At 72.8% G+C, this 13,523-nt stretch carries 12 protein-coding genes and 1 riboswitch; of the genes, 8 read left to right on the top strand and 4 right to left on the bottom strand.

The annotated features are described in order from the left end of the window. Nucleotides 1-8 precede the first annotated feature (8 nt). A complete protein-coding gene (locus OG257_RS26975) occupies nucleotides 9-1,322 on the bottom strand; it encodes a glycosyltransferase family 4 protein (RefSeq protein ID WP_329211572.1) in 1,314 nt (437 codons plus the stop codon). A gap of 340 nt (nucleotides 1,323-1,662) precedes the next feature. On the opposite strand from OG257_RS26975, the gene OG257_RS26970 reads away from it, so the two are divergent. The 7 genes from OG257_RS26970 (at nucleotide 1,663) to OG257_RS26940 (ending at nucleotide 8,082) form a co-directional block, all read left to right on the top strand. Beyond that, nucleotides 1,663-2,283 carry a TetR family transcriptional regulator gene (locus tag OG257_RS26970; RefSeq protein ID WP_329211570.1) on the top strand — a complete coding sequence of 207 codons (621 nt, stop codon included), beginning with the start codon at nucleotides 1,663-1,665 and terminating at the stop codon, nucleotides 2,281-2,283. A 139-nt stretch (nucleotides 2,284-2,422) separates the two neighbouring features. Then, nucleotides 2,423-3,652: a substrate-binding domain-containing protein gene (locus OG257_RS26965; RefSeq protein ID WP_329211568.1), complete on the top strand. Its 1,230-nt coding sequence runs from the start codon at nucleotides 2,423-2,425 to the stop codon at nucleotides 3,650-3,652. Nucleotides 3,653-3,655: 3 nt separating this feature from the next. After that, nucleotides 3,656-4,447, top strand: coding sequence for an ABC transporter ATP-binding protein (locus OG257_RS26960; protein WP_329211566.1), 792 nt, complete (start codon nucleotides 3,656-3,658; stop codon nucleotides 4,445-4,447). After that, nucleotides 4,444-5,193: an ABC transporter ATP-binding protein gene (locus OG257_RS26955; protein ID WP_329211564.1), complete on the top strand. Its 750-nt coding sequence runs from the start codon at nucleotides 4,444-4,446 to the stop codon at nucleotides 5,191-5,193. The genes OG257_RS26960 and OG257_RS26955 overlap by 4 nt, the downstream gene beginning before the upstream one ends. Beyond that, nucleotides 5,193-6,080 carry a branched-chain amino acid ABC transporter permease gene (locus OG257_RS26950; RefSeq protein ID WP_329211562.1) on the top strand — a complete coding sequence of 296 codons (888 nt, stop codon included), beginning with the start codon at nucleotides 5,193-5,195 and terminating at the stop codon, nucleotides 6,078-6,080. The genes OG257_RS26955 and OG257_RS26950 overlap by 1 nt, the downstream gene beginning before the upstream one ends. Then, nucleotides 6,077-7,183, top strand: a complete 1,107-nt coding sequence (locus OG257_RS26945; RefSeq protein WP_329211561.1) for a branched-chain amino acid ABC transporter permease — start codon at nucleotides 6,077-6,079, stop codon at nucleotides 7,181-7,183. Before OG257_RS26950 ends, OG257_RS26945 begins: the two co-directional genes overlap by 4 nt. Beyond that, on the top strand, nucleotides 7,180-8,082 hold the full coding sequence (locus tag OG257_RS26940; protein ID WP_329211559.1) for an alpha/beta fold hydrolase: 903 nt from the start codon (nucleotides 7,180-7,182) through the stop codon (nucleotides 8,080-8,082). The genes OG257_RS26945 and OG257_RS26940 overlap by 4 nt, the downstream gene beginning before the upstream one ends. A 30-nt stretch (nucleotides 8,083-8,112) precedes the next feature. Here the strand turns inward: OG257_RS26940 and OG257_RS26935 are convergent, their stop codons facing one another. Next, nucleotides 8,113-10,101 carry a helix-turn-helix domain-containing protein gene (locus OG257_RS26935; protein WP_329211558.1) on the bottom strand — a complete coding sequence of 663 codons (1,989 nt, stop codon included), beginning with the start codon at nucleotides 10,099-10,101 and terminating at the stop codon, nucleotides 8,113-8,115. A 36-nt stretch (nucleotides 10,102-10,137) separates the two neighbouring features. Further along, nucleotides 10,138-10,932 (bottom strand): 3-hydroxybutyrate dehydrogenase, encoded by a 795-nt coding sequence (locus OG257_RS26930; RefSeq protein WP_329211556.1) that lies wholly within the window; start codon nucleotides 10,930-10,932, stop codon nucleotides 10,138-10,140. 273 nt (nucleotides 10,933-11,205) lie between these two features. Here OG257_RS26930 and OG257_RS26925 point away from each other — a divergent pair, with 273 nt between their 5' ends. Then, on the top strand, nucleotides 11,206-12,687 hold the full coding sequence (locus OG257_RS26925; RefSeq protein WP_329211554.1) for an extracellular catalytic domain type 1 short-chain-length polyhydroxyalkanoate depolymerase: 1,482 nt from the start codon (nucleotides 11,206-11,208) through the stop codon (nucleotides 12,685-12,687). On the opposite strand, the gene OG257_RS26920 is transcribed toward OG257_RS26925, so the two are convergent. Then, on the bottom strand, nucleotides 12,669-13,133 hold the full coding sequence (locus OG257_RS26920; protein ID WP_329211553.1) for a hypothetical protein: 465 nt from the start codon (nucleotides 13,131-13,133) through the stop codon (nucleotides 12,669-12,671). The two genes, OG257_RS26925 and OG257_RS26920, sit on opposite strands and share 19 nt — an antisense overlap. A gap of 204 nt (nucleotides 13,134-13,337) precedes the next feature. Further along, nucleotides 13,338-13,491: riboswitch (cobalamin riboswitch) on the top strand. The last annotated feature ends 32 nt before the right edge of the window (nucleotides 13,492-13,523 follow it).

Raw genomic sequence — 13,523 nt, 5'->3', positions numbered from 1 at the left:
GGCGGAGGTCACCTGCGGGCTCCCCTGGCGGCGATCGCCTGACGGTACAGCTCGGCGGTGCCGAGGGCCGCCCTGGCCCAGGTGAAGTTGGCGAGTACCCGCGCCCGGCCTGCCGCGCCCAGGCGGGCGCGCAGCTCCGGGTCGCCGAGCAGCCGGCCGAGTGCGGCGGCCAGGGCCCCCGCGTCGCCGGGAGGCACGGCGAGGCAGGTCTCCCCGTCGGGGCCCGCGACCTCGGGGATGGCGCCGCCGGTCGTGGCGACGAGCGGGGTGCCGGTGGCCATGGCCTCGGCGGCGGGGAGGGAGAAGCCCTCGTACAGCGACGGGACGCAGGAGATCTGGGCGCTGCGGACGAGGCCGACCAGTTCGGCGTCGCTGATGCCCTTGACGAACTCGACGGCGTCCTGGAGTCCGTAGCGCTCGATGGCCTGGGCGACGGGTCCGTCCTCGGCCCGCTTCCCGACGACGACGAGGTGCGCCTGCGGGTTCTCGGTGCGGAGCTTGGCGAGCGCCTCGACGAGGTGGACGAGTCCCTTGAGCGGGACGTCGGCGCTGGAGGTGGTGACGATCCGGCCGGGCACCTCGGCGACCGAGGGGTCGGGCGACCACAGGTCGGTGTCGGCGCCGATGTGCACGACCCGGACGCGGTCCGGGCGTACCCCGAGGTGCTCGACGATCTCCTGCTGGGAGGAGCCGGAGACGGTGAGGACGGACGGCATCCGGCGGGCGACGCGCTTCTGCATGCGCGTGAAGGCGTACCAGCGGCGCACGGAGAGCCGGCGGAGGCCGGATTCCGCTGCGTCCAGGTCGAGTTGACGGTCGACGGTGATGGGGTGGTGGATCGTCGTGACGAGGGGGGCGCCGAGGTCGCCGAGCAGGCCGTAGCCGAGCGTCTGGTTGTCGTGCACGACGTCGAAGTCGCCGCGGCGGGCCAGGAGATGGCGCCGGGCCCGCAGGCTGAAGGTGAGGGGCTCGGGGAAGCCGCCGGTCCACATGGTGGCGACCTCGGCGAGGTCGATCCAGTCGCGGTACTCGCCGCGTCCCGGGGTGCGGAACGGGTCGGGCTGCCGGTACAGGTCGAGGCTGGGCAGTTCGGTGAGCGGAACGCCTTCGTCGAGCACGGGGTAGGGCTGGGCGCCGATCACTTCGACGCTGTGGCCGAGCCGGGCCAGTTCGCGTCCGAGGTGGCGCACGTACACACCCTGGCCGCCGCAGAAGGGGTTGCCCTTGTAGGTCAGGAGGGCGATGCGCAACGGACGGTCACTGTCGGTGTCCGACGCGCCGCTGCCCGTGAAGGGGCCTGACTCTATGGCCTCAGCGGTCACACTCGGCCCCCTTCTCACTGCGTTTTCGCCGGAGCGTAACCGGTCGCGTTAATCTAGAACAAGTTTCAGACTCGTTCGTTCAACAAGCACCGAATCTACCGGCAGGTAGCGTCGGCGTGACGGCCGGATCAGGTGATTCGCGCCACGGCGGGCGCCCTGGCATGCTGTGCGCCCCCGGGGGCCGGTGCCCGCCGGGGAAGGGAACCGGTTCCCTTCCCCGCGGACCGACCGGCTTCGCAGGTCAGCGGCGCGGGCAGCGGCGCCGGTCCACGCCGCGGAGCCGCGGTGCGAACCAGCGGTGCCGCCCTCCGGTGCGGACGGAAGCCTTGGATGGGGACAGATGAGAGCGGAACCCGGACCGGCAGCGCCTCCCCTGACGGAACGCCAGGAGGCACGCCGCCGCCGCATTCTGCAGGCGGGCGCCCAGCTCGCCGGCCGGGGCGGTTTCGAGGCCGTGCAGATGCGCGAGGTGGCGGACGCCGCCGAGGTCGCCCTGGGAACGCTCTACCGCTACTTCCCCTCCAAGATCCATCTGCTGGTCGCCGTCATGCAGGACCGGCTCCAGCATCTGCAGCTCACGCTCCGTAAGCGGCCGCCCGCCGGGGACGACGCCGCCGAGCGGGTCGCCGAGACCCTGATGCGGGCCTTCCGGGCGCTCCAGCGCGAACCGAATCTGGCGGACGCGATGGTGCGGGCACTGACCTTCGCCGACCGCAGTGCGAGCACGGAGGTGGATGCCGTCTCGCGTCTGACGACGGCGATCGTCGTCGATGCGATGGGGCTGGAGGACCCCAGCCAGGAGCAGTTGGCCGTGGTCCGCGTCATCGAGCACACCTGGCACTCGGCGCTGATCACCTGGCTTTCGGGACGGGCGTCGATCGCGCAGGTGAGGGGGGACATCGAGACGGTGTGCCGGCTGGTCGGCCCGCCTGCCGCGGAACCCGGAACCGCCGGGCTCTGAGCGACACGGCCCGGCTTTCCATGTACGGCACCCACACGGTGCCCCCGCCAGGTGAGGTGCCCTGCACCATATCGACGGCGCCACGGTGTTCATACGGTTCGGCCGACATCACCCGAACCATGCCGAGGAGCCGGTCCCCATGCGTCGCAGAGCCGTAGGCACCGTCCAGCACAGAACCCTGACCGCGGCCACGCTGGCGGCCGCCGGACTGCTCCTGGTGGGGTGCACCGCCGCGGGGCAGGCGGGCAGCGACTCCTCCGCCGGCAAGGACGAGGCCGTCAAGGTGGGCCTCGTCTACTCCCGTACCGGACTGCTCGCCGCGTACGGGAAGCAGTACCGCGACGGGTTCATGGCGGGCCTCGACCACGCCACCGGGGGCACCGGCAAGGTCGACGGTCACACCATCGAGGTCACCGAGCAGGACGACGCGGGCGACCCCGGCAAGGCCGTCTCGGCCGCGAAGAACCTGATCGGCAAGGGCTACAAGGTGCTGGCCGGCACCACCGACTCCGGCGTCGCCCTCCAGATGGCCCCGCTGGCCGCCCAGAACAAGGTGCTGTACGTGAACGGCCCGGCCGCCACGGATGCCGTGACCGGGATCAACGAGTACACCTTCCGCTCGGGCCGGCAGTCCTACCAGGACATCCTCACCGCGGGCACGATGCTCGGCGACGCCGCGGGCAAGAAGGTCACCGTCCTGGCTCAGGACTCCACCTTCGGCCAGGCCAATGTCGCCGCGGTCAAGGCGGTGCTCGGCGCGAAGGGCGCGACGGTCGGCTCCGTCCTGGCCCCGCCCAGTGCCACGGATCTGACCCCGTTCGCCCGGCAGGTCAAGGCGGGAGGCCCCGATCTGGTCTTCGTCGCCTGGGCCGGGGCGACCGCCCCCGCCCTGTGGACGGCCCTCGACCAGCAGGGGGTGCTGACCGCGAGCAAGGTCGTCACCGGACTCGCGGGAACGGCCTCGTACCCGGTCTTCGGAGCCGCCGGGGCCAAGGTCTCCTTCCTCGCGCACTACTTCCCCGGCGCGGGCGGCGGGAACGCCGTGGAGAAGGCCATGCTCGACGGGGTCACGAAGGCGGGCGGCACCCCCGACCTGTTCACCCCGGACGGTTTCACCGCGGCGCAGATGATCGTGCAGGCCGTCAAGGAGGGCAGCGCGACCGACACCGCCGCCATGGTGAAGGCCCTGGAGGGCTGGACGTTCGACGGTGTGAAGGGCCAGGAGCAGATCCGCGCCGAGGACCATGCGCTGATTCAGCCGATGTTCGTGGCCAGGCTGAACGGCAAGGGCGCCGCCGCCGAACCCGAGCTGCTGAGCACGCAGCCCAAGGACGCGGTCGCACCGCCCGCGAAGCCCTCGGCGGGCTGAGCGGTGACGGCACCCGGCGCCATCACCGCGCACGACGAGGGAGCGCGTACGACTGCTCCCGTGCTCCGGCTGGACGGGCTCGGCTGGAGCGTCGGCGGGGCGACCATCCTCCAGGACATCACGCTGAGCGTCCGTGAAGGCGAGTTCCTTGCCTTCATCGGCCCCAACGGAGCAGGAAAGACCTCCCTGTTCAACCTGATCAGCGGGCTGAACCCGCCGACCGGGGGCACCCTTTCGCTGGACGGCGCGGACATCACGGGACTGCCCGTGCACACCCGTGCCCGGCGCGGGATCGGCAGGACGTTCCAGACCTCCAGCCTCTGGCCGCAGATGACGGTGGCCGAGCACATCAGGCTGGCCGCACAGGCGCGCCACGGCGGCTCGTACCGCCTGTGGCGGCGCGCTTCCCCGTACACCGCCGAGGTGACCGGCGTGCTGGAGCGCACCGGTCTCGGCCACCGCGCCCGGGCGACGGCCGCGGAGCTGTCCCACGGCGAGAAGCGCAAGCTGGAACTGGCGGTGCTGCTGGTGGGTGAGCCCCGGCTGATGCTGCTCGACGAGCCGATGGCCGGGGTGAGCGCGGAGGAGGTCCCGGCGCTCACCGAGTTGATCCGCACCCTGCACCGGGACGAGGGCCGCACCGTCCTCATGGTCGAGCACCACATGGACGTCCTGCTGGGCCTCGCCGACCGGCTCGCCGTGATGCACCACGGCCGGCTGCTGGCGCTGGACACCCCGCAGGCCGTGACCGCCGACCCGGTCGTCCAGCAGGCGTATCTCGGGGAGGGGCTGTGACGTCCGACCCGAAGGTGCTGCTCGCCGTGCGGGACCTGCGGGTCCTCATCGGCGGCCGGCACATCCTGCACGGCGTGGACCTGGACGTGGCCCGCCACGGGGTGACCGCGCTGCTCGGCCGCAACGGCGCCGGGAAGACCACGACCGTGCGCGGCATCCTCGGTCTCGTCCCGCGCGCCGGGAGCGTGCGGCTCGACGGCGAGGAGACCGTGGCGATGCCCACCCACACCCTGGTCCGGCGGGGCATCGGATACGCCCCCGAGGACCGTGGGATCTTCGCCGGACTGACCGTGGCGGAGAATCTTCGGCTGGCCGAGCGCCGCGGCGCGGGCGAGCCCGCCTATTCCCTGGTGCATGAGCTGTTCCCCGAACTGAAGCTCAGGCAGGGGCAGTTGGCGGGAACCTTGTCCGGCGGCCAGCAGCAGATGGTGGCCATCGGCCGGACCCTGCTCAACGGCAACCGGCTGATCATCGCCGACGAGCCCACCAAGGGCCTGGCACCGAAGGTGGTCACCGAGGTGGCCGGGGTGCTGGAACGGGCGGCGGAGGCCGTGCCCGTACTGCTCGTGGAGCAGAACCTCGCCGTCGTACGGCGCCTCGCCGAACACTGCGTGGTGCTCGCCGACGGCCGGACGGCCCACCGGGGCACGGCGGACGGGCTGCTCGGCGACGCGGAGGCGACCCGCCGGCTGCTCGGCGTCGGACAGGGACCGCTCACCACACACCCCGCGGAGGCGGATTCCTGATGTCCACCATCGTGCTGCTCACCATGACCGGTCTCGGTCTGGGTGCGCTCTACTTCCTCATCGCGTCCGGGCTCTCGCTGATCTTCGGCCTGATGGACGTGCTCAACTTCGCCCACGGCGCGCTCCTTTCCATCGGTGCGTACGGCACCTGGTGGGCGGCCTCCGGGAATCTGCCCGGTGCGGGCGCCGACGGGCCGGGCTTCGTCCTCGCGGTGCTGTTCGGTACGGCGGTGGGCACGCTCGCGGCCGTGCTGCTCGAACTGGCCGTCGTACGCCCCCTCTACACCCGCCCGCGCGAGCAGGTGCTCGCCACGGTCGGTGTGGGACTCGCCGTCCCCGCCCTCCTGTCGGGCATCTGGGGTTCGGACGCCCGGACCTTCCCCGGACCGCAGGCACTGTCCGGCACCTTCGGGCTGCTGGGCGCCGAGGTCCCGGTCAACCGGCTGGTCCTGATCGCGGCGGCGGTGCTCGTCCTGGTGGCGCTGCGCCTCTTCCTCGGCCGGACCCGGCACGGCCTGGTCGTCAGGGCCGGGGTGGAGGACCGGGCGATGGTGACCGCGCTCGGCATCGACGTCCGCAGGGCGTTCACGCTCGTCTTCGCGATCGGTGGCTGCGCCGCCGCACTCGGCGGGGCGCTCGGCGGGCTGTACTTCGGCTCGGTCGACCCCCGTCAGGGCACTTCGCTGCTGATCTTCGCGTTCGTCGTGGTGGTCACCGGAGGCATGGGGTCGGTGACCGGTGCCGCAGTGGCCGCCGTGGTCATCGGCCTGGTCCAGCAGTTCGCCAACTACTACACCGCAGCGGGCCTCGGCGACCTGGCCGTCGTCGTCCTGCTCGCCGCGCTGCTGCTCGTCCGGCCGCGCGGACTGACCGGGAGGCTCGCGTGAGTACCGCCACCCAGACACCCGACCGTACGGACGGCGGGCCGGCACTCACCGTGCCCCCGGCATCCGGGAGGGCCGCCCGGCTGCTGCGCCGGTGGCCGGTCGCCGTGCTGGTCGTCCTGATCGTCGCGCCGTTCAGCGCGCTTCCCCTCCCCGGCCTGCTGGACGGGCCGGTCGGCAGCCCCGGAAGTCTCCAACTCCTCGCCACCTGCCTGCTGTTCGGAGCCCTGGCCACGGGCTACGACCTGCTGCTCGGCCGTACGGGCCTGCTCTCCTTCGGGCACGCGCTGTACTTCGCCGCGGGCAGCTACGCCACCAACATGTTCCTGCTGGAGGCGGGCCTGCCGTTCGCCGTCGCCGCGGTGCTGGGGCTGTGCTCCGGAATCGCGCTCGCCCTCGTGCTGGGGTCGGTGAGCCTGCGGGTCACGGGCATCGGCTTCTCGATGGTGACGCTCGCCTTCGCCCAGGCCGGCTCGATCCTGGTCTCCCGGAACCCCGGCGGTCTCACCGGCGGCGAGGAGGGCCGGGCGGCCCCGGCGGAGCTGCTGCCGTCCTCACTGGTCGGCATCGACAACACCGCGAACCTGTACTGGATCGCCCTCGCCTACCTCGTCCTCACCCTCGGCGTCGTCCACTGGGCGGTCCGCTCCCCCACCGGGCGGGTCTGGGAAGGCATCAAGGAGAACGAACGCCGGGTGGAGATCCTCGGCCTGAAGCCGTACGGGTTCAAACTGACGGCCTTCGTGCTGGCCGGAGCACTGGCGGCGGTCGGCGGCCTCGTCCACCTCCTGCTCACCGGCGGCTCCACCCCGCAGACGACCACCTCCGACTTCACGCTCTCGCTGCTGGTGATGGTGGTCCTGGGCGGATCCGGCACCCGCTGGGGGCCGATGGTCGGCGGCATCCTCTACACCTGGGCGGACCACCGGCTCGGCGACCTCGCCGGCTCGGGAGCGGTCGCCGAACTGCCCGCCGTGCTGCGGGTGCCGCTCTCCCAGCCGCTGTTCCTGCTCGGGGTGCTGTTCGTGGCCGTGGTACACCTGCTGCCCGGCGGCCTGGCCCGCCTGCCGTCCCGTCTGCGCCGACCCCGTAAGGAGAACCCGTGACACCGTACGAGGAGATACGTGTCCCCGTGACCGGCGGCGAACTGGCGGCGCTGCGCTGGCCCGCCCGGGACCCCGGCGCGCCGGTGATCGTGGCCCTGCACGGCATCACCGCCAACGCGCTCTCCTGGGGCGCCGTGGCGGGGGTGCTCGCGGGCCGCGCCACCCTGGTCGCCCCCGATCTGCGCGGCCGCGGCGCGAGCGCCGCGCTGCCCGGCCCGTACGGCATCGCCGCGCACGCGGACGACGCCGCCGCACTGGCCGGGGCGCTCGGCCCCGGCCGGGTGGTGCTGGCCGGCCACTCGATGGGCGCGTTCGTGGCGGCGCTGGCCGCCGTGCGGCACCCGGGCCGCTTCGGTCCGCTGGTGCTTGTGGACGGCGGATTCGGCTTCCCCGCCCCCACGCACCTGTCCGCGGACGAACTGCTGACGGCCGTGATCGGCCCGGCCATGGACCGGCTGTCGATGACGTTCACCGACCGTGCCGCGTACCGGGCCTTCTGGCAGGCCCACCCGGCGTTCCGGTCGGATGCCTGGTCGCCGGAGGTGGACGCGTACATCCAGCGCGACCTGACGGGCGAGGAGCCCGCGCTGCGCTCCGGCTGCCGGCTGGAGGCGGTCCGCACGGACGGCATGGGCCTGTTCGAGGACGAGGTGCTGTCGGCGGTGCGCAAACTCCAGGAGCCCGCCACGCTGTTGTGGGCGGAGCGCGGCCTGATGAACGAGGAGCAGGGCCTGTACGACGAGACGCGACTGGCGGCGGCGGGCCTCTCCGGCACAGGGGTACGGGCGGTACGGATCGACGGCGTCAACCACTACACGGTGCTCACGGGCGAGCCGGGAGCCACCCGGATCACCGAGACTCTGCTGGCGGCCTGCGGACCGGAGAGGCAAGGCGGCTGAGAGCAGGACCCGCACCCCGGGCGGCCCGGATCACTCGTCCCGGCCGCCCGACAGCAGTTGCAGCCGCAGCGCCAGCTGAAGCTCCAGCGCCCGGTCCGGCTCGTTCCAGTCGCGGCCCAGCAGCACCTGGATCCGGTCCAGCCGCTGCACCACCGTGTTCACATGGACGTGCAGCTCGTCCTTGGCCCGGATGAGGCTGCCGCCCGCGGCGAAGTACGCCCTGAGCGTCCGGACCAGGTGCGTGCCGCGCCGCTCGTCGTACCGCAGCAGCGGGCCCAGCACCGCCGTGACGAAGCCGTCCACGTCCTTCGCGTTGCCCAGCACCACACCGAGGAAGCCGAGTTCGTCGACACAGGCGCCCTCGCCCGCACGCCCCAGCACCCGCATCGCCCGCAGACAGCGCGCGGCCTCCGCATGGGCGGCGGCCAGTTCGCGCGGGCCCCGGGCGGGCCCTGTGCCCGCGACGGTGACGGGTGCCTGGACGAGGTGCCCGAGCTGCGTGGCCGCCGCCCGCGCGGCCTCGCCCGCGGCCGCGGCGGACATCGGTGTCCGGCCGTCGCAGTCGATCAACAGCACTACCGTGCCCGCGTGTTCGGCACTCACTCCGTGGATGTCGCCGCCGAACAGGTACCGCATCGCCGCGCCTCCGAGCTTCTCCCGGGCCGCCGCCTCCGCCACCAGCAGCAGATGCGGCCGGTCCAGATCGATGCCGAGCCGTCTGCCCCGCTCGGCGAGTCCCGCCGGGTCGCGCTCCGGGTCGCTGAGCAGATCACTGATCAGCTCGCCGCGTATCCGGTTCTCGGTCTCGGCGACCGTGCGGCGCAGCAGCAGGAGCAGACCGGTGACGACAGCGGCGCGTTCGAAGAGCCGCCGGTCGGAGTCGTCGAGGCGGTCGGGCCTGTGCAGCACCAGACTGGCCAGGAGTTCCTGCCCGGCGAGCACGGCGCAGATCCACCGCCCGTCGCGGTGCACCGCGCGCCCCCCGTTCCGGGACTCCTCCGCGGTCCCGGCGAGCCAGCCCGCGTCCATGCTGTCGACGGCGAACACCCCGCCCTGCGGTGATACGGCCGCCAGCGGCCGCCCGACCGGATCGTGAATGGTCAGGGCGCTGTCCAGCAGCCCCGCCACGGACGCGGCGACATCCTTGACGTCGCCCCCGCGCAGCACCAGGTCGGTGAGCCGGTCGTGGGCCTCCTCGGCCCGTTGCATGGCGGCCGAGTGGGCGCGTACGGCGGCGTTGGCCTCGGCGAGTTCCGCGTTCGCCCCGGCGAGTTCGGCGAGGGCCGATCTGGTGTCGTCCAGCGCCCGGGCGGTGTCGATCGCGATCGCGGCGTGGGCGGCGAGCGAGCACAGCAGGGCCACCTCCTCGGGACTGAAGACGCGGGGGGCCCGGTCGGCGGCGAAGAGGACGCCGATGACCTTTCCCGTACCGCCACGGCTGGAGCCGAGCAGCAGGGGCACTCCCAGGATCGCGACGAGCCCTTCGTCGAGCACCCCGGCGTTGATGTTGTGGGTGTGGCGGAAGCGGTCGTCGGTGCGGTAGTCGGGGGTGGCGTACGGGCTCGCGGTCTGCGCCACGAGTCCGCCGAGGCCCTCGCCCAGTTCGAGGCGCAGCCGCTGGAAGAGGACGGACACCGATCCGTCGGTGACCCGCATGTAGGTGTCCCCCGCCTCCTCGTCGGGGAGCGTGAGGTAGGCGGTGTCGGTGCCCAGCAGCATCCTGGCCCGCCGCACGATGGCCTTCAGCACATCGTCCAGGTCCCGGGAGGCCGCCAGGTCGCCGGCGGTGTCGAAGAGGGCGGTGAGCTGGAGTTCCCGGCGCCGGTGCTGGCGCAGGACTCCCCTGATCCGCAGTGCGGTCGCGGCCGCCCGCTCCACCTCGGCCAGTTCGGCGGCGGGCACCCCGGCGGCCCTGGCCTCCGAGGTGACGACGCCGAGCTCCTCGGCGGGGGCGTCGTCGGCCAGCAGGTCGAGGAGGCGCGCCAGGAGAGGGGCGGCGGAGGGGGACGGTTCAGACATGGGCGGCCATCGTTCTTCGGGGAGCGGGGGGGGAGGTCAGTTGGCGGTCCAGCCGCCGTCCATCGCGAGGGAGGTTCCGGTGATGTGTCCCGTGCCGGGACCGCACAGCCACAGGACGGCGCCGGCCACGTCGCCGGGTTCGATCAGCCGCTTGATGGCGCTGCGCTCCAGCATCACCCGGCCCACCACGTCCTGCTCCGAGATGCCGTGGCTGCGGGCCTGGTCGGCGATCTGGTTCTCGACGAGGGGGGTGCGGACGTAGCCGGGGCTGACGCAGTTGCTCGTCACCCCGTGCTCCGCCGCTTCGAGTGCGACCACCTTGCTGAGTCCCTCCAGTGCGTGCTTGGCCGAGACATAGGCCGATTTGTAGGGGCTGGCGCGCAGCCCGTGTACGGACGAGATGTTGACCACGCGCCCCCAGCCGCGTTCGTACATGCCCGGGAGCGTACGGCGCAAGATGCGGAACGGTGCTTCCACCATCACCCGGTGGATCAGTGTGAAGCGGTCCGGCGGGAAGTCGTGCACCGGTGCCACATGCTGCAGCCCCGCGTTGTTGACCACGATGTCCGCGCCGTCGGGCAGTGCGTCCACCGCCTCGGCGACGGAGAGGTCGGCCACCCAGGCCGTTCCGCCGATCCGGTCGGCCAGTTCCTTGACGGCGTCGGCGGCCTTGTCCACCACGTGCACATGGGCGCCCGCGGCGGCGAGGGCCTGCGCGCAGGCCAGCCCGATGCCGCTCGCCGCACCGGTGACCAGGGCGGTGCGCCCGGCCAGGGACCGGTCCGCGGGGGGCGTGGGGGGTTCGTGATCGGGGGTCCGGGAAGTCTGCATGAGCGTCACCGTAAGGACGTCTCCGCCCGCGTCACACGGGGTCGGTGCACACACCCTCGGGCGACGGCATGGTGGCGGCGTACATGGTGCGGGCGCAGCGGCGGGCGGGGGTATCCGGGGCGGGAGCCGGACGCCGGAGGGCCGGGGGCCGGACGCAAGAGGAGTGCCGCACACAGCACGGCGCAGCGGATGTCCCCCTGCCACATGGGCGGCGACCGGCCCGGCTCATAGGTTCCGGCAGCAGTCCGCACGTCCGACCAGGGAGGCCCCACCGTGCGCCCACCGATCCTCCGACGCCTGTTCCGCCGCGTCGCCTCCACCGCAGTCCTCGGTCTTCTCGCCGCGACCCTCGGTACGGCCGTGACCGCCCCGCCGGCCGCGGCCGCCGCCGGTCTGACGCAGGTCACCGGCTTCGGTACGAACCCCGGCAATCTGCAGATGTTCGCGTACACCCCGGACAACCTGGCGGCCGGAGCGCCGCTGGTCGTCGCCCTGCACGGCTGCACCCAGACGGCCAACGCCTACTACACCAACTCGGGCTGGCCGAAGTTCGCCGACGCCTGGGGCTTCGACGTCGTCTTCCCGCAGACGACGTCGGCGAACAACTCGCTGTCCTGCTTCGGCTGGTTCGACCAGGCGGAGAGCACCCGGGGCCGGGGCGAGGCCGCGTCCATCGTGCAGATGGTCGAGTACGCGAAGCGGACGTACGGCTCCGACGGCCGCCGGGTGTACGTCACCGGGCTCTCCGCGGGCGGCGGCATGACGGCCGATCTGCTCGCCGCGTACCCGGATGTGTTCGCGGGCGGGTCCGTGGCCTCCGGGCTGCCCGCGCAGTGCGCCACCAGCCAGGCCGCCGCGTCCGGCTGCCAGACCGGGCCGCAGAAGCTGACGCCCGCCCAGTGGGGCGACAAGGTCCGCAACTCCTACCCCGGCCACACCGGGCCGTGGCCCCGGGTCGCGATCTGGCAGGGCACCTCGGACTACACGGTCTACCCGGCCAACGCCACCGCGCTGCGCGACCAGTGGACCGATGTCTGGGGCATCGGCCAGACCCCGTCCAGCACCCGGAGCCTGCCCGGCAACACCACGCAGACCACGTACGACGACGCCTCCGGCCGGCCGGCCGTGGAGATGTTCTCCGTGTCCGGCATGGGCCACGGTCTGCCGGTGAGCCCGGGCTCGGGTGCCGATCAGTGCGGGTCGACGGCCGCGTACTTCCTGAACACCATCTGCTCCGCGTACCACACGGGTGTGTTCTGGGGTCTGGACCAGGGCGCCCCGGGCGGTGGGGACGGGCTGCCGGCCCCCGCCGGGCTGAAGGTCACCGGGGTCACCGACAGCACCGCGTCGCTGTCGTGGAGCGCGGTCGCGGGAGCGGCCTCGTACAAGGTGTTCCGCGACGGCACCGCGGTGGGGTCGCCCGCGTCGACGTCCTTCACCGACACCGGGCTCTCCGCCGGGGCCTCCTACCGCTACACCGTGGCGGCTGCCGACTCCTCGGGCACGGCCGGAGCCGTCACCTCCGCGGTGACCGCGACGACCTCGGGAGGCTCGGCCCCCGCACAGTGCTTCACCGCGACGAACTACGCACATGTGGCCGCGGGGCGCGCGTACACCTCGGGCGGTTACGTGTACGCGAACGGCTCCGCGCAGAACATGGGGCTGTACAACGTGTTCGTCACCCACACGCTCAGGGAGTCACCGGCCGGCCACTTCGTGATCGCCGACTCCGGTTGTCAGGCCGGGTCCTCGTAGTCGCCGCGGATCGATGCGGGCAGCTCGCAGCCGTCCTCGACGGCTGTGAGCGACACGATCTGCTCCGTGCCGAAGCCCTCCATCGCGTAGTGCCGGGCGTACACCTTCCAGCCCCGCTTGGCGAGGGTGCGGAAGGTGACGTCCTGCTCGGCGTGGCTGGAGACGATCTCCCAGTCCTGGCTGCGCAGCGCCTTGACCGTGGCCTCGAAGGCCCGGGCCGCGTCCGCCGCGGGCGCGTCCCCCATCCAGGGCGCCACGCAGTCCTGCCAGGCCCCGTCGGGCATGCCCGCCGTGGAGGTGTCGCCGGGCGGGAGCCCCGCCGCGTCGGCGAGGGCCGCTATCTCGTCGCCCACCGTCTGCTTGGTGAACGGTGCGGTGGGCGAGGGTGACGCCTTCGGCGCACTGTCGCTCCCGCCGAGAGGACCGCAGCCTGCGGCCATGGTCATGAATGCGCTCACCGCGGCCGTCACGGCCACCGTTCTTCTTGTACGCACAGGTGCTTCCCGCCCCGGTCGTTCCTCCCCACGGGCGGGTGCCCGTGCGATCCCCGCCGGAGTTTCGCATGCACTCTGACCTGCTGGGAAGGCCTTTCCTCCGTCGTCCTGCGGCTGGTCCGCCGCGTGCGGAGCCGTCCGCACACAGAGGCCCCGAAGCGCCCCGGTAGAGTGAGCGCGTCGTCATCATGCCCGTACGGGGGGAAGCCGGTGCGAATCCGGCGCTGACCCGCAACCGTCATCCGCCTCAGGGGCGGAGAGCCGGAATGCCCCGTCCGTGAGCGTGACCGGCTCGCGCCACCGGAACCCCGGTGGCCGGCACCGTCGAGGTATACGGGGCCG

This window comes from Streptomyces sp. NBC_00683 (assembly GCF_036226745.1).
GTDB lineage: Bacteria > Actinomycetota > Actinomycetes > Streptomycetales > Streptomycetaceae > Streptomyces.
This window is presented reverse-complemented; position numbering and strand designations above follow the sequence as displayed.